Here is a 15,538-nt window from a genome sequence, read left to right as displayed (position 1 = left end):
AGCATGCTCACCGGATCGGCGCTCGGGGTGGCGAAGGCGGCGAAGACCGTGATGGCCATGACCATGCCGCGCCACCAGCCGAGGGACCTGGTCCGCGCGCCCCTCGTCGTCATCGAAGCCCGGAGCCCGGAGCAACGGAGCCCGTACGGAACCCGGAGCTCGCACGGAACCCGGAGCTCCGTACCGGGTCAGTCCTGCGGCGTGTAGTACGAGACCAGCGCGGCCGCGCCCGGCTCGACGCCCTTCCACGAGCCGCTGAAGCTGAGCACCGCGATCGCCGCCGTCGGGAAGCCGCCGAGCCGCAGCCGCTCCAGCGCGTCCCGGTCGCCCGCGTCCCCGGCCAGCACCTGGGTCAGGCCCAGCACGCCGGGGTTGTGCCCGACCAGCACCACGTCCGCGTACTCCTCCGGGGTCTCCTGGAGGACGGCGATGATCTCGCCGGGGCTGGCCTCGTAGATCCGGTCCTCGTACACGGTCTTGCGGGCCCGCTTCGGCAGCTCGTGCGCCGCCAGCTTCCACGTCTCGCGGGTGCGCAGCGCGGTGGAGCAGAGCACGTACTCGGGGTTGATGCCGGAGTCGACCAGCCAGCGGCCGGCGTCCGGGGCCTGGTGACGGCCCCGGTCGGCCAGCGGCCGCTCGTGGTCGTCCACGCCGTTGGGCCAGTCGGCCTTGGCATGGCGGAGAACGATGATCCTGCGGGACGTGTCGGCGCTCATACCCAGCAAGCTTGGCAGAAAAGCCGCTCCGGGGCGCGGTGCTCCCGGATGCCGCCACTCGCAGGGGTGGCGGGTGTCATCATCCGCCGTTCGTCCGGCCTTCCGATAAACGGGGGCGGCCGGTGAGCGGCGGTCGTGCGCGCGGGGGGGGGGATGGACCGGATCAGCCTATGGCGGCGGCGACGGAGGCGATGATCGCCACCAGCACCACGATGCCGGCGATCGCCAGGGCGATCTGGCCGAGCTGCTTGCGGCCGTCGGTCGGGTTGGGATCGAGAACGGGCATGTCCGGGATTCTTCCACCCCGAACACGCCCGTCGGTCACCGACCCCTCGGGGTTGGCCGGCCCTTGGTCAGGCCTTGACCTGCGCCACGGGGTGGACCGCCTCGTCCTCGATGTGCCGGGCCATCGCGGCCCGCAGGCCGAACAGCATCTGCGGCACCAGCAGCAGCGCCAGGAAGCCCAGCGGGCCGTACCACTCGCCGGTCATCTGGTAGATCCGGCCGATCAGGATCGGGCCGGGGATGGAGATCAGGTAGCCGACGCCCTGGGCGAAGGCGGAGAGCTGGGCGACCCCGCCGGCGGTGCGGGCGCGCAGCCCGATCATCGTCAGCACCAGCGGGAAGGCGCAGTTGGACAGGCCCACCAGGACCGCCCAGAGCCACGACGCGCCGGCCGGGGCCAGCGCCAGCCCGGCGTACCCGGCGATGCCGCAGGCGGCCAGCACGACGACGAACAGCCGCTGGTCGCCGCGGCGGGCGGCCAGGTTGGGCAGCACGAAGGAGACCGGCACGCCGATCACCATGGTCACCGCGAGCAGCACCCCGGAGGTGCCCTTGTCGACGCCGGCGTCCTGGAAGATCTTCGGCATCCAGCCCATCACCACGTAGGCGCCGGTGGCCTGGAGGCCGAAGAAGCAGGCCATCGCCCAGGCCGTCCGGCTGCGGGTGATCGGCAGCCTGGCGGCGGCCGCCCCGCCCGCGCGCTCGCCGCGCTCGCGCTTGGTCAGCAGCACCGGGAGCCAGAGCAGCAGGGCCAGCGCGGCGAGACCGGCCCAGACGCCCAGGCCGTAGCGCCAGTCGCCGCCGAGCGCGCTGGTCATCGGCACGGTGACGGCGGCGGCCAGCGCGGTGCCGGCCGACAGCGCCATCGAGTACAGGCCGATCATCGGACCGACCTTGTCCGGGAAGTAGCGCTTGATCACCACCGGGATCAGCACGTTGGAGACCGCCACGCCGGCCAGCGCGAGCGCCGTCAGCAGCAGGAACACCGCGGTGCCGCCGGCGAAGGAGCGGGACAGCACGCCCAGGGTGATCGCGCCCATGCCGGCGGTGATCACGGCGATCGGGCCGATCCGCCGGGCCATCGAGGGCGCGGCGAAGCCGAACAGGCCGAAGCAGAGCGACGGGACGGCGGTGAGCAGCCCGGCGAGCGTCGGGTTCATCCCGAGGCCGGCGCGGACCTGGTCGAGCAGCGGTCCGAGGCTGGTGACCACGGGGCGCAGGTTGAAGGCGGCGGCGGCGATCGCGATGGCGAACAGCCAGCCCAGGTGCTTGCCGGAGGAGGGCGTGGAGGGCCGCTCGGTCTGCGGCCGGGCCTCGGTTCGTGGGGAGGCGGTGGTGTCTGCTGCGGGAGGCATGGGCGCCATCATAGAATGATGGGATGAATTGGCGCACCTTCGAATTGGCATGATGTGCCGACCCGCACCCCCACCGGACGCCGGCCCTCCCACCCGCCGGCCCCGTCCATCGAACCGTAGCCGCAAGGAGTACCCGTGGCGCTGTCCTCGCCGAGGCGCACCCCGCTGTCCGACCAGGTGATCGCGCAGCTGCGCGCCCAGATCACCTCCGGAGAGTGGCCCGTCGGCTCACGCATCCCCACCGAGGCCGCACTCGTCGAACAGCTCGGCGTCGCCCGCAACACCGTCCGCGAGGCCGTCCGCGCCCTCGCCCACAACGGGCTGCTCGACATCCGCCAGGGCTCCGGCACCTACGTGCTCGCCACCAGCGAGCTGGCCGGGGTCATGCACCGCCGCTTCGCCGACGCCGACCAGGCGCAGGTCGCCGAGCTGCGGGCCGCCCTGGAGACCTCCGCGGCCGGCCTCGCCGCGGCCCGCCGCACCGACCGCGACCTCGGCCTGCTGGACGCCGCGCTGGGCCGCCGCGAGAGCGCCTGGCACTCCGGCGACGCCGAGGACTTCATCCAGGCCGACGCCGCGTTCCACCAGGCCGTCGTCGCCGCCGCCCACAACGACGTGCTGGCCGCCGTCTACGCCGACCTCGGCGAGGTCACCCGCGCCCACCTGCGGCACGACGTCGGCCCCGAGCTGATCGCCGAGCGCTACATCGGCCACGCCACCATCCTCGACGCCATCCGGGCCGGCGACGCCCAGCGCGCCTCCGTCGAGGCCGGCCGCGCCATCGGCGCGTGCACCCCCGCCGACGCCTGAGGCGCCCCGGAACGACCTGGAACGTCCCGGAACGCCGCTGCCCGGCACCCCCACGAGGGTGCCGGGCAGCGGTGTGCGGCGAAGCGGTCAGGCGCCGATGGCGTGCAGACCGCCGTCGACGTGGATGATCTCGCCGGTGGTCTTCGGGAACCAGTCCGAGAGCAGCGCGACGATGCCGCGGCCGGCCGGCTCCGGGTCGGTCAGGTCCCACTTCAGCGGGGAGCGGTGGTTCCAGGTGTCCGCCAGGTCGCCGAAGCCCGGGATGGACTTGGCGGCCATCGAGCCGAGCGGGCCGGCCGAGATCAGGTTGCAGCGGATGTCCTGCTCGCCCAGGTAGCGCGCCAGGTAGCGGTTGGTCGACTCCAGGGCGGCCTTGGCCGGGCCCATCCAGTCGTACTGCGGCCAGGCGAACTGCGCGTCGAAGGTGAGACCGACGACCGAGCCGCCGTTCTGCATCAGCGGCAGCAGCGCCATGGTCAGCGACTTCAGCGAGAACGCCGAGACGTTCATCGCGGTGGCCACGGACTCCCACGGGGTGTCCAGGAAGTTGCCGCCCAGGGCGTCCTGCGGGGCGAAGCCGATCGAGTGGACGATGCCGTCCAGGGTCGGCAGGTGCTCGCGGACCGTGTCGGCGATGCCCGCCAGCTCCTCCGCGCTGGAGACGTCCAGCGGCAGCACGGTGACCGGCTTCGGCAGCTTCTTGGCGATCCGCTCGGTCAGGCTCGGGCGCGGGAACGCGGTGAGGATGATCTCCGCACCCTGCTCCTGGGCGAGCTTGGCGGCGTGGAAGGCGATGGAGGACTCCATCAGCACACCCGTGATCAGGATGCGCTTGCCCTCAAGGATTCCAGTCATGCTCAGTGACCCATGCCCAATCCGCCGTCCACGGGAATGACGGCTCCGGTGATGTACGCGGCCTCGTCCGAACCGAGGAACCGCACGGTGGACGCGACCTCGGCGGGCGACGCGTAGCGGCCCAGCGGCACGCCCGAGACGATGTCCGCGCGGCGCTCGTCGCTGAGCACGGCGGTCATGTCGGTGTCGACGAAGCCGGGGGCGACCACGTTGACGGTGATGTTGCGCGGGCCCAGCTCGCGCGCCAGCGACCGGGCGAAGCCGACCAGGCCCGCCTTGGACGCGGCGTAGTTCGACTGGCCCGGCGAGCCGGACAGGCCCACCACGGACGAGATCAGCACGACGCGGCCCTTGCGGGCGCGCATCATCAGCTTCGAGGCGCGCTTGACCACCCGGAAGGCCCCGGTCAGGTTGGTGTCCAGGACGGAGGTGAAGTCCTCCTCGGACATGCGCAGCAGCAGGGTGTCGTTGGTGATGCCCGCGTTGGCGACCAGCACCTGGACCGCGCCGTGCTTCTCCTCGATCTCGGTGAAGGCGGCGTCGACCTGCGCGGCGTCCGTGATGTCGCAGCGCACCGCGAGGACGTCGTACTTCTGCAGGGCCTCCGGCACCTCGCCCGAGCGGCTGGTGATGGCGACCTTGTCACCCGCCTCGGCGAAGGCCTGGGCGATCGCGAGGCCGATGCCCCGGTTTCCTCCGGTGACGAGAACCGAGCGGCTCAACGATCCACCTCTCTCCGTGTGTGCGGACGTACGTCGGAACGCGTACGCAGTGTGACGCTATCGGGCGGTCGGCGGTGTCGGCGCATCGGGCTCCCACAGCGCCGCACCGGAGGAACTGTCGCAATCCGACAATCCGTACCCGCAGCGCCCCGCACCTGCTCAGCCGCCCTGACCGAACCACGGCCGCAGCCCAGCCGGCGCCGCCGTACGGGAACAACACGGCCCCGCGCACCCGTTGCCCCCGTGGTGCGGGCCGACCCGGGACCGGCCGTACCGATCCCCGAAGGGTCCCGCGAGGAACGAAGGCAGGGCGCATGACCAAGGCACGGCCCAGGAGCACCCACCGGAACGGACGGCTGCTGGCCCTGACCGCCCTCGCGGCCGGCCTGGGAGCGGCCGCCTGGTCGCTGCGCGACCTGCCGGCGGCGTTCGGCCGGCGGCCGGACGGCGAGCACGAGGAGCGGGTGCGCGACTCGCCGCAGTACCGCGACGGCGTCTTCCACAACGCCCCCTCCACCCTGGCCCGGGCCACCACCGCCCCGGACATCGACCGCGGCACCATCCGCCGGATGCTGTTCGAGCGCGAGGGCCGCGTCCCCGCCCACCCCGTGCCGACCGTCCGCCCCGCCGGCGGCCCCGGCCCGGCCGCCGAGGGCGTGGCGATCACCTGGTACGGGCACGCCTCCGCGCTGGTGGAGATCGAGGGCTCCCGGGTGCTGCTCGACCCGATCTGGAGCGAGCGCTGCTCCCCCGCCGCGCACGTCGGCCCCAAGCGGCTGCACCCGGTGCCGGTGGAACTGGAGGAGCTGCCGCAGGTCGACGCCGTACTGATCTCGCACGACCACTACGACCACCTGGACATGGCGACGGTCAAGCGCCTGGTGCGCAGCCAGTCCGCGCCGTTCGCGGTGCCGCTGGGCATCGGCGGCCACCTGCGCCGCTGGGGCGTCCCGGAGCACCGCATCATCGAGCTGGACTGGGACGAGACCTGCACCCTCGGCGACCTGGTGCTCACCCTCACCTCGGCACACCACTTCTCCGGCCGCGGCCTGACCCGCAACACCACCCTGTGGGGCTCCTGGGTGATCGCCGGCCCCGACCGCAAGGTCTTCTACACCGGTGACTCCGGCTACTTCGAGGGCTACGCCCGGATCGGCGACCGGCACGGCCCCTTCGACGCCGCGCTGGTGCAGATCGGCGCCTACGACGCCGCCTGGGCCGACATCCACATGACCCCCGAGGACGCCGTGCGCGCCCACCGCGACCTCCAGGCGGGCCTGCTGGTGCCGGTGCACTGGTGCACCTTCAACCTGGGCCTGCACCCGTGGGCCGAGCCGATCGAGCGGCTGCTGGCCGAGGCCAAGGCGCAGGCCGTCCCGCTGGCCGTGCCGCGCCCCGGCGAGCGGGTCGACGTGGACAACCCGCCGGAGCTGGACGGCTGGTGGGAGATCGTCGGCTGACCGACCGGCCACCACGGCGGCGCACCGGCCGAAATGCGCTGGCCGAAACCCCCTGGACCGGCCATGATGCGGTGCGGGCGCCCCTGTGTGGCGCCGCACCGCCACCCTCCGCGACCAGGGAGCACGATTGCCTCCGATCCCTCCGGCCGACAGCGTCGGCGCCCCGCACGGGCGCGCCGTCGACCCGCTGTTCCTCGCCTTCCCGCTGCGCACCCTCGCCGACGCCGCCCTCACCCGGGCCCGCGAACTCGGCGCCGCCCACGCCGACTTCCGCCTGGAGCGGGTCCGCAGCGCCTCCTGGCGGCTGCGCGACGCCCGCCCGGCCGGCACCTCCGACAGCGTGCAGCTCGGCTTCGCCGTCCGGGTGCTGTTGGACGGCGCCTGGGGCTTCGCCGCCGGGGTGGACCTCACCGCCGACGCGGCGGCGCGGGTCGCCGAGCAGGCCGTCGCGGTGGCCCGCCTGTCCGGCGGGATCAGCCGGGCCGCCGGCTCCGCCGAACGGGTCGAGCTGGCCGACGAGCCGGTGTACCGGGACGCCACCTGGGTCTCCTCCTACGAGGTGAACCCCTTCGAGGTGCCGGACGCGGAGAAGACCGCACTGCTCGCCGAGTGGAGTTCGCGGCTGCTGGCCGCCGAGGGCGTCTCGCACGTCCAGGCGAGCCTGCTGACCGTCCAGGAGAACAAGTTCTACGCGGACACCGCGGGCACCGTCACCACCCAGCAGCGGATCCGGCTGCACCCCACGCTGGAGGCCACCTCGGTGGACGAGCGCACCGGGGCCTTCGACTCGATGCGCACGCTGGCCCCGCCGGTCGGGCGCGGCTTCGAGTACCTCACGGGGGCCCGGGGGTCGTCCCCCGACGGCCGGGGCCTGCCCGCGACGGGCTGGGACTGGGACGCCGAACTCGCCGAACTGCCCACCCTGCTGGCCGAGAAGATGAAGGCGCCGAGCGTCCGGGCCGGCCGCTACGACCTGGTCATCGACCCGTCCAACCTCTGGCTGACCATCCACGAGTCGATCGGCCACGCCACCGAGCTGGACCGCGCCCTCGGCTACGAGGCCGCCTACGCCGGCACCTCCTTCGCCACCTTCGACCGGCTCGGCTCGCTCAGGTACGGCTCCGAGCTGATGCACGTCACCGGCGACCGCACCGCCGAGCACGGCCTGTCCACGATCGGCTACGACGACGAGGGCGTCGCCACCCAGTCCTGGGACCTGGTCAAGGACGGCACCCTGGTCGGGTACCAACTCGACCGCGGCATGGCCAAGCTGAAGGGTTTCGAGCGCTCCAACGGCTGCGCCTTCGCGGACTCCCCGGCCCACGTGCCGGTGCAGCGGATGGCCAACGTCTCGCTCCAGCCCGCCGCCGACGGCCCGGACACCGAGGGCCTGTTCGCCGGGGTGGAGAACGGCCTGTACATCGTCGGCGACCGCTCCTGGTCGATCGACATGCAGCGCTACAACTTCCAGTTCACCGGCCAGCGCGCCTACGCCATCAAGAACGGCGAACTCGCCGGCCAGGTCAAGGACTTCGCCTACCAGGCGACCACCACCGACTTCTGGGGCTCGATGACGGCGGTCGGCGGCCCGCAGACCTACGTCCTCGGCGGCGCCTTCAACTGCGGCAAGGCGCAGCCCGGCCAGATCGCGGCGGTCAGCCACGGCTGCCCGTCGGCGCTGTTCCGCAACGTCAACGTGCTCAACACCCAGCAGGAGGCGGGTCACTGATGACCGCGATGCAGCCCCACGAACTGGTCGAGCTGGCACTCGGCCTCGCCCGCGCCGACGGCTGCGTGGTGATCGCCGACGAGGAGTCCACCGCCAACCTGCGCTGGGCCGGCAACTCGCTGACCACCAACGGCGTCACCCGCGGCCGCCGCCTCACCGTGATCGCCACCGTGGCCGGGGCCGAGGGCACCGCCTCCGGCGTGGTCTCCCGCGAGGCCGTCACCCCGGACGAGGTGGAGGGCCTGGTCCGCGCCGCCGAGGAGGCCGCCCGCGCGGCCGGCCCGGCCGAGGACGCCCAGCCGCTGGTGGCCGACCGGCCGTCCTCCCCGGACTTCACCCGGCCGCCCGCCGAGACCTCGATCGCGGTGTTCGACGCCTTCGGCCCGGCCCTCGGCGAGGCCTTCGCCCGGGCCGCCGCACAGGGCGAACTGCTGTACGGCTTCGCCCGGCACGAGGTGGTCAGCAGCTACCTGGGCACCTCCACCGGCCTGCGGCTGCGCCACGACCAGCCGACCGGCATGGTCGAGATCAACGCCAAGACCGCCGACCTGTCCGGCTCCGCCTGGGCCGGCGCCGCCACCCGGGACTTCTCCGACGTGGACGTCACCGCCCTGCACACCGAGCTGACCAAGCGCCTCGGCTGGGGCGCCCGCAAGGTGGACCTGCCGGCCGGCCGGTACGAGACGCTGCTGCCGCCCTCGGCCGTCGCCGACCTGATGCTCTGCCTCGCCTGGTCCGCCGTCGGCCGCGACGCCCACGAGGGCCGCACCGTCTTCTCCAAGCCCGGCGGCGGCACCCGGATCGGCGACAAGCTCGCCGGGCTGCCGCTGACGCTGCGCACGGACCCGGCCGAACCCGGCCTGGAGTCGGAGCCGTTCGTCCTCGCGCACTCGACCGGCGGGGACATCTCGGTCTTCGACAACGGCCTGCCGATCGACGCCACCGAGTGGATCCGCGAGGGCGTGCTGACCGACCTGGTCACCAGCCGCCACTCCGCCGGCCTCACCGGCCTGCCGCTGCGCCCGTTCGGCGACAACCTGGTGCTGGAGACGGCCGACCAGGACAGCGCGCCGACCCTGGACGAGATGATCGCCCGCACCGAGCGCGGCCTGCTGCTCACCTGCCTCTGGTACATCCGCGAGGTGGACCCGGCGACACTGCTGCTCACCGGCCTGACCCGGGACGGCGTCTACCTGGTCGAGAACGGCGAAGTCGTCGGCGCGGTCAACAACTTCCGGTTCAACGAGTCCCCGGTGGACCTGCTGGACCGGATCACCGAGGCGGGCCGCACCGAGCGCTGCCTGCCCCGCGAGTGGAGCGACTACTTCACCCGCACCGCGATGCCACCCGTGCGTGTCGCGGACTTCAACATGAGTTCGGTCAGCCAGGCCTCATAGCCACTGACCAACGGGGGGATACGAGAGACATGATGGACGAGAAGCGGCTGGTCAAGACGAGCAAGATGCTGTCGCGCATCCTGCGGCACGAACCGGAGCGGGTGGGCGTCACGCTGGACGAGTCCGGCTGGATCCGGATCGACGTGCTCCTCACCGCCCTCGCGGCGAAGGGCAACCGGCTGACCAGGGCCGATCTGGACCACGTGGTGGCGACCAACAACAAGCGCCGCTTCGGCTACTCCGCGGACGGTCTCTCGATCCGCGCCAACCAGGGCCACACGGTGGCGGTCGACCTCGGCCTGGCCGCCACCGTGCCGCCCCCGGTGCTCTACCACGGCACCGCCGACCGCCACCTGGCGTCGATCTTCCGGGAGGGCCTGCGCCCGATGGCCCGGCAGGACGTCCACCTGTCCGCGGACACCGAGACCGCGGTCCGGGTCGGCGCCCGGCACGGCCGCCCGGTGGTGCTGACCGTGAACGCGGCCGCGATGGCGGCGGCCGGCCACGAGTTCCGGATCAGCGACAACGGCGTCTGGCTCGCCGACGCCGTCCCGCCGCAGTTCCTCTCCCGGCGGTCGTGAGGCCCCTCGCCCCGCCGTTCCGCTTGCCCGTCCCGATCGGCCGTCCCGATCGGCCGGACAGTCCCTTCGCACACCCGACCGGGTGGGTCCGCCCCACCCGGTCTCGTCGTCCCCGCTGCCCAGGCGTACCGTGAGGAGGCCGCGCGGCGAGTCGCGCGGGAGCGTGGACGAGGGCGGTAGGACATGGGCAAGAGCGCCGACGGTGAACAGCAGGTCCACCGGATCACGGGAGCGCGGAGCAGCCTCACCGAGGACGTCCGCGGGCGGCAGCGCCGCTACGTGGTCTCGATGCTGCTCCGGACGGTCTGCGTGCTGCTCGCCGTGGTGCTGTGGGACGTCCAGCGGTGGCTGGCGTTCGCGGCGCTGGCCGGCGCCGTGCTGCTGCCGTACTTCGCCGTCCTGATCGCCAACGCGGGCCGGGAGCGGGCGCCGGGACTGCCGAGCACCTTCGACATCCCGCTGGACACCCCGCTGATGCTCGGCCCCGGTGGGACGGGTGGGAGGGGTGGGGCAGCTGGGGCCCCCGGTACAGATGGGGCAAAGTCCGCTGCCACCGATCCTTCACAGGGCCCGAACTGACCGTCCGTTTCGCGACGTTTCGAGAGAATCCGGCTCGAAGAAAGCTCAGAAGAAGCTCAGATTAATCATGCAAGACCTCCCCATCCGAGGCCCCTGGCGTGACATACTGCGTACGCGCTCCGCATCCCCCGTCGGAGCGACGGACCGACGCCGGGCGGCTCCCCCCGTGGCTGCCCGGCGTCGCCATGCCCGGATCCGGGCGGGCTCCCTCCGGGCCGCGCGGAGCGCGTGAAACACTGGCGGTGCAGACCACCCGCCTAGCGCTGAGGACGACCCGATGGACACCCCGCAGACGCCGATCTGCTCCGCCAAGGGCTGCCGGGCGCACGCCCGTTGGGTGCTGGTGTGGAACAACCCCAAGCTGCACACCCCGGACCGCCGCAAGACCTGGCTCGCCTGCGACGAGCACCGTGAGCACCTGTCCCAGTTCCTCGGCGTGCGCGGCTTCCTCAAGGAGGTCGTCGCCTTCACCGACTGGACCCCGGAGACGTCCGAGTCGTCCTGACCGCCCGGGCGCCCTGACCTCCCACGCCGTCCGAGCCCCGCTAGCCGCCGATCGCCGACATCGGCCGCTCGGGCTGGTGGAACTCCGGGTCGTCGATCCCGGCCCCGGCCTTCTTGCCCCACATCGCCGCCCGCCACAGCGCGCCCAGCTCGGCGTCGTCCGCGCCCGAGCGCAGGGCGGTGCGCAGGTCCGTCTCCCCGGTCGCGAACAGGCAGTTGCGCACCTGCCCGTCGGCGGTCAGCCTGGTCCGGTCGCAGGCCCGGCAGAACGGGCGGGTGACGGAGGCGATCACGCCGACCTGGGCCGGGCCGCCGTCCACCAGCCAGCGTTCGGCGGGCGCCGCGCCCCGGCGGGCGGACGGCTCCGGGGTGAGCGTGAACCGCGCACCGAGCAGGTCGAGGATCTCCTCGGCGGTGACCATCGCGGAGCGGTCCCAGCCGTGCTGGGCGTCCAGCGGCATCTGCTCGATGAAGCGCAGCTCGTAGCCGTGCTCCAGGCACCAGGCCAGCAGGTCGGGCGCCTCGTGGTCGTTGACCCCGCGCATCAGCACCGCGTTCAGCTTGACCGGCGTCAGCCCGGCGGCCTCGGCGGCGGCCAGCCCGGCCAGCACGTCCTGGTGGCGGTGGCGGCGGGTGAGGGTGTGGAACACCTCGGGGTCGAGGGTGTCCAGCGAGACGTTGACCCGGTCGAGCCCGGCCTCGCGCAGCGCCGTCGCGGTACGGGCCAGCCCGATGCCGTTGGTGGTGAGGGACAGCTCGGGGCGCGGATCCAGCTCCGAGCAGGCGGCGACGATGGCGACCAGGCCGGGGCGCAGCAGCGGCTCGCCGCCGGTGAAGCGGACCTCCCGGACGCCCAGGTCGCGCACCGCGAGGGTGACCAGCCGGACGATCTCCTCGTCGGTCAGCAGCTCGGGCTTGGCCAGCCAGCGCAGGCCCTCTTCCGGCATGCAGTAGGTGCAGCGGAGGTTGCACCGGTCGGTGAGGGATACCCGCAGGTCGACGGCCTGGCGTCCGAAGGTGTCGAGCAGCACGTGCGTCCCTTCCCGAGAATGCGGCCGGCCCGGCCACCGTCACGGCGGGCCGGGCCAGCATAGTCATCGCCGGTCGGTCGGTGGGCGCCCGGTCAGTGGGCGCCCAGCCCGGTCAGCGCCCGAACCTCCAGTTCAGCGTACTTCGCCGGGTCGGGTCGGTCCTTGGACAGCAGGGTGGCGATCCACCCGGCCAGGAAGCCGATCGGGATGGAGACCAGGCCCGGGTTCTCCAGCGGGAACCAGTGGAAGTCGGTGTCCGGGAACAGCGAGGTCTTCGCGCCGGAGACCACCGGGGAGAAGACCACCAGCACCACCGAGCTGATCAGGCCGGCGTAGACCGAGCTGACCGCGCCGGAGGTGGTGAAGCGCTTCCAGAACAGCGAGTAGAGCAGGGTCGGCAGGTTCGCCGAGGCGGCCACCGCGAAGGCCAGGGCGACCAGGGCGGCGGTGTTGAGCTTGCCCGCGAAGAGGCTGAGCACGATGGCCACCGCGCCGATCGCGACGGCGGCCCACTTCGCCGAGAGCACCTCCTGCTTCTCGGTGGCCTTGCCGCGCCGGATCACGTTGGCGTACAGGTCGTGCGCGAAGGAGGCGGAGGACGCCAGGGTGAGTCCGGCGACCACGGCCAGGATGGTGGCGAAGGCGACGGCGGAGATCACCGCGAGCAGGATCGCGCCGCCGGTGGTGCCGGAGCCTCCGCCGAGCACCTCGGCCAGCTGCGGGGCCGCCGTGTTGCCGGAGGCGTTGGCCGCCTTGATCGCCTTGGGGCCGACCAGCGCCGCCGCGCCGAAGCCGAGCGCCAGGGTCATCAGGTAGAAGACGCCGATGATGCCGATCGCCCAGAGCACCGACTTCCGGGCCGCCTTGGCGGTGGGCACGGTGTAGAAGCGGACCAGGATGTGCGGCAGGCCTGCGGTGCCGAGCACCAGCGCGATCCCGAGGCTGATGAAGTCGAGTTTGCTGGTGTCGCTGGCCCCGTACTTCAGCCCCGGTTCGAGGAAGGCCGCGCCCTTGCCGCTCGCGCTGGCGGCGGCGCCGAGCAGTTCCGAGGGGTTGAAGTGGTACTTGGCGAGCACCAGGACGGTCATCAGCGCGGTGCCGGCGATCAGCAGCACGGCCTTGACGATCTGCACCCAGGTGGTGCCCTTCATGCCCCCTATCACCACGTAGACGACCATCAGCGCGCCGACCGCGACGATGGTCCAGCGCTTGGCGGCGTCCCCGTTGACCCCGAGCAGCAGGGCGACCAGCGTCCCGGCGCCGACCATCTGGGCGAGCAGGTAGAAGATCGACACCACGATGGTGGAGACGCCCGCCGCGGTGCGCACCGGGCGCTGGCGCATCCGGAACGCGAGGACGTCCGCCATGGTGAAGCGGCCGGAGTTGCGCAGCGGTTCGGCGATCAGCAGCAGCGCGACCAGCCAGGCGACCAGGAAGCCGATCGAGTAGAGGAAGCCGTCGTAGCCGGAGAGCGCGATGGCGCCGGCGATGCCGAGGAAGGACGCGGCGGACATGTAGTCGCCGGAGATGGCCAGGCCGTTCTGGAATCCGGTGAAGCCGCGGCCGCCGGCGTAGAAGTCGGCCGCGTCCTTGGTCTGCCGCCCGGCCCAGACGGTGATCGCGAGGGTGGCCAGCACGAACAACCCGAAGAGGGTCATCGTGATGCCGCGGTGCTCCGTGGCGGAGCTGGCGAGCAGGGTCATTCGGCGGACTCCCGGGGAGCGTGGACGACGGCGCCGTGGGCCTCGCGGATCGCGGCGGCGGTCGGGTCGATCCGCCGGTCGGCGTAGCGGGCGTACCAGGCGGCGATGGCGAAGGTGGTGACGAACTGCAGCAGCCCCAGCACCAGGGCCACGTTGATGTGCCCGACGACCTTGGCGCCCATCAGGCCGGGCGCGTAGCAGGAGAGCAGCACGTAGAGCAGGTACCAGAGCACGAAGCCGATGGTGACCGGGAAGGCGAAGCTCCGGAACGAGCGCCTCAGGGTACGGAACTCCTCGCTCTCATCGATGAGTTGGACTTCCGTAGGGGTAGTGGTGATCGGCGGCGAATCCACTCTGTCTCTCCTCACTCCTTCGGCGTAGCGGTCGCACACGGGGAACGATCGGACGTGAGGGGCGTCACAATCCGTGTGCGCGCCGCGCAATGCTAGGAGCGTCGCGCCCGCCCCGAAAGGGGTTGACCGCGATCAGCCAGTCGTTCACCCTCTCGCACTATCCAATTGGCCGAAAACCACCACTCGCGCCACTTCACAACACCGCCGCCACATGCCGAAGGGGCGGCACCGTCCAGCAGTGCCGCCCCTTCTGACGCATCGTCAGAAAGTGATCCGGACCTTCAGCGCCGAGCGGTCGTCCATCGCCCGGTACCCGTCCGGGACACCGTCCAGGCCCACCGTGCGGTCGAACACCAGACCCGGCTCAATGGCCCCGGAGAGGACGTCCGGCAGCAGGTCGGGGATGTAGGCGCGGGCCGGGGCGACGCCGCCGTTGAGCGAAACGTTTCGGCCGAACATCTGACCGATGTCGACGCCCGCACTGCCGCCGTGCGGAACGCCGACGTAGCCCACCGCGCCGCCGTCCCGGGCGATCGAGACGGCCGTACGCATCGACTCCTCGGTCCCGACCGCCTCCAGGACGGCGTGCGCGCCCTGGCCGCCGGTCAGCTCCTTCACCGCCTCGATCGCGGCCTCGCCGCGCTCGGCCACCACGTCGGTCGCGCCGAAGCGCCGGGCCAGGTCGGTGCGGGCGGTGTGCCGGCCCAGCGCGATGATCCGGTCCGCGCCCAGCCGGTGCGCCGCCAGCACGCCGCACAGGCCCACCGCGCCGTCGCCGACCACGGCGACCGTCACGCCCGGGCGCACCCGGGCCGACACGGCGGCATGGTGCCCGGTGGCCATCACGTCGGACAGCGCCAGCAGCCCCGGCAGCAGCTTCTCGTCGCCCGCGGCCTCCTTCGGCAGCTTCACCAGCGTGCCGTCCGCGAACGGCACCCGCACCGCCTCGCCCTGGCCGCCGTCGGAGCCGACCTCGCCCCAGAACCCGCCGTGCGGGCAGGAGGTCTGCAGGCCCTCCCGGCAGAAGTCGCAGCTGCCGTCCGACCAGACGAACGGCGCCACCACCAGGTCGCCGGGCGCGAAGCCGCGCACCTCGGCGCCCGCCTCCTCGACCACGCCCAGGAACTCGTGCCCGATCCGCTGCCCGGCCACCCGCTGGGCCACCCCGCGGTACGCCCACAGGTCGCTGCCGCAGATGCAGGCGTTCACCACCCGCACCACGACGTCCGTCGGGTGCTGGATCACCGGGTCCGGGACCTCTTCGATCCGGATGTCATTGGGGCCGTGGATCACGGTGGCGCGCATGGGAGTTCGTCCTTACGGAGTCGGCCGTCGGGGGGTGTCGGCAGCCGGTTGACGGCGTCGACCGGCTAGGCGACGCCTATGCGGAATACTCTATTCCGGTCGCTCGGCCGGAACATTTCGACCGGACGCGGGCCCGACGGCGCTTATCCTGTT

The 15,538-nt window shown here is 72.6% G+C and carries 16 protein-coding genes; 7 read left to right on the top strand and 9 right to left on the bottom strand.

Features of this window, described 5'->3' with window-relative positions:
* Window positions 1-188: 188 nt before the first annotated feature.
* The 3 genes from AB0R04_RS07815 to AB0R04_RS07805 all read right to left on the bottom strand — a co-directional run bounded on the left by AB0R04_RS07815 (window position 189) and on the right by AB0R04_RS07805 (window position 2,356).
* Complete coding sequence (locus tag AB0R04_RS07815) at window positions 189-716, bottom strand: histidine phosphatase family protein (protein WP_063349631.1); 528 nt, start codon at window positions 714-716, stop codon at window positions 189-191.
* A gap of 163 nt (window positions 717-879) precedes the next feature.
* Complete coding sequence (locus AB0R04_RS07810; RefSeq protein ID WP_279634939.1) at window positions 880-1,002, bottom strand: SGM_5486 family transporter-associated protein; 123 nt, start codon at window positions 1,000-1,002, stop codon at window positions 880-882.
* Window positions 1,003-1,069: 67 nt separating this feature from the next.
* A complete protein-coding gene (locus AB0R04_RS07805) occupies window positions 1,070-2,356 on the bottom strand; it encodes an MFS transporter (protein WP_363369112.1) in 1,287 nt (428 codons plus the stop codon).
* A gap of 135 nt (window positions 2,357-2,491) precedes the next feature.
* Here AB0R04_RS07805 and AB0R04_RS07800 point away from each other — a divergent pair, with 135 nt between their 5' ends.
* Window positions 2,492-3,166: a FadR/GntR family transcriptional regulator gene (locus AB0R04_RS07800; protein ID WP_350887659.1), complete on the top strand. Its 675-nt coding sequence runs from the start codon at window positions 2,492-2,494 to the stop codon at window positions 3,164-3,166.
* Window positions 3,167-3,253: 87 nt separating this feature from the next.
* On the opposite strand, the gene fabI is transcribed toward AB0R04_RS07800, so the two are convergent.
* Together fabI and fabG are read right to left on the bottom strand one after the other, a co-directional pair.
* The gene (gene fabI / locus AB0R04_RS07795) at window positions 3,254-4,021 is read right to left on the bottom strand and encodes an enoyl-ACP reductase FabI (protein WP_363369110.1); all 768 of its coding nucleotides are present in this window, start codon (window positions 4,019-4,021) and stop codon (window positions 3,254-3,256) included.
* Window positions 4,022-4,023: 2 nt separating this feature from the next.
* Window positions 4,024-4,743: a 3-oxoacyl-[acyl-carrier-protein] reductase gene (fabG, locus tag AB0R04_RS07790; protein WP_063349627.1), complete on the bottom strand. Its 720-nt coding sequence runs from the start codon at window positions 4,741-4,743 to the stop codon at window positions 4,024-4,026.
* Between the two features lie 314 nt (window positions 4,744-5,057).
* On the opposite strand from fabG, the gene AB0R04_RS07785 reads away from it, so the two are divergent.
* The 6 genes from AB0R04_RS07785 (at window position 5,058) to AB0R04_RS07760 (ending at window position 10,994) form a co-directional block, all read left to right on the top strand.
* Complete coding sequence (locus AB0R04_RS07785; RefSeq protein WP_063349626.1) at window positions 5,058-6,203, top strand: MBL fold metallo-hydrolase; 1,146 nt, start codon at window positions 5,058-5,060, stop codon at window positions 6,201-6,203.
* Window positions 6,204-6,330: 127 nt separating this feature from the next.
* Window positions 6,331-7,932 carry a TldD/PmbA family protein gene (locus tag AB0R04_RS07780; protein ID WP_363369108.1) on the top strand — a complete coding sequence of 534 codons (1,602 nt, stop codon included), beginning with the start codon at window positions 6,331-6,333 and terminating at the stop codon, window positions 7,930-7,932.
* Complete coding sequence (locus AB0R04_RS07775) at window positions 7,932-9,329, top strand: metallopeptidase TldD-related protein (protein ID WP_363369106.1); 1,398 nt, start codon at window positions 7,932-7,934, stop codon at window positions 9,327-9,329. Before AB0R04_RS07780 ends, AB0R04_RS07775 begins: the two co-directional genes overlap by 1 nt.
* A 32-nt stretch (window positions 9,330-9,361) precedes the next feature.
* Window positions 9,362-9,910, top strand: a complete 549-nt coding sequence (locus AB0R04_RS07770) for an RNA 2'-phosphotransferase (protein ID WP_363369128.1) — start codon at window positions 9,362-9,364, stop codon at window positions 9,908-9,910.
* 183 nt (window positions 9,911-10,093) lie between these two features.
* Complete coding sequence (locus AB0R04_RS07765) at window positions 10,094-10,489, top strand: DUF3099 domain-containing protein (RefSeq protein WP_363369104.1); 396 nt, start codon at window positions 10,094-10,096, stop codon at window positions 10,487-10,489.
* 277 nt (window positions 10,490-10,766) lie between these two features.
* The gene (locus tag AB0R04_RS07760) at window positions 10,767-10,994 is read left to right on the top strand and encodes a hypothetical protein (protein ID WP_363369102.1); all 228 of its coding nucleotides are present in this window, start codon (window positions 10,767-10,769) and stop codon (window positions 10,992-10,994) included.
* Between the two features lie 40 nt (window positions 10,995-11,034).
* Here the strand turns inward: AB0R04_RS07760 and moaA are convergent, their stop codons facing one another.
* The 4 genes from moaA to AB0R04_RS07740 form a co-directional block, all read right to left on the bottom strand.
* Window positions 11,035-12,024 (bottom strand): GTP 3',8-cyclase MoaA, encoded by a 990-nt coding sequence (moaA, locus tag AB0R04_RS07755; RefSeq protein ID WP_363369100.1) that lies wholly within the window; start codon window positions 12,022-12,024, stop codon window positions 11,035-11,037.
* Between the two features lie 92 nt (window positions 12,025-12,116).
* A complete protein-coding gene (locus AB0R04_RS07750) occupies window positions 12,117-13,727 on the bottom strand; it encodes a cation acetate symporter (RefSeq protein WP_063349621.1) in 1,611 nt (536 codons plus the stop codon).
* Window positions 13,724-14,080: a DUF485 domain-containing protein gene (locus tag AB0R04_RS07745; RefSeq protein ID WP_063349620.1), complete on the bottom strand. Its 357-nt coding sequence runs from the start codon at window positions 14,078-14,080 to the stop codon at window positions 13,724-13,726. The genes AB0R04_RS07750 and AB0R04_RS07745 overlap by 4 nt, the downstream gene beginning before the upstream one ends.
* A 261-nt stretch (window positions 14,081-14,341) precedes the next feature.
* Window positions 14,342-15,385 (bottom strand): zinc-dependent alcohol dehydrogenase family protein, encoded by a 1,044-nt coding sequence (locus AB0R04_RS07740; protein ID WP_063349619.1) that lies wholly within the window; start codon window positions 15,383-15,385, stop codon window positions 14,342-14,344.
* Window positions 15,386-15,538: the final 153 nt, after the last annotated feature.

Origin of the sequence: Kitasatospora sp. NPDC056731 (assembly GCF_040687675.1) — a bacterium.
GTDB lineage: Bacteria > Actinomycetota > Actinomycetes > Streptomycetales > Streptomycetaceae > Kitasatospora.
The sequence above is the reverse complement of the archived record's forward strand: the minus strand, read 5'-3'. Positions and strand labels throughout refer to the sequence as shown.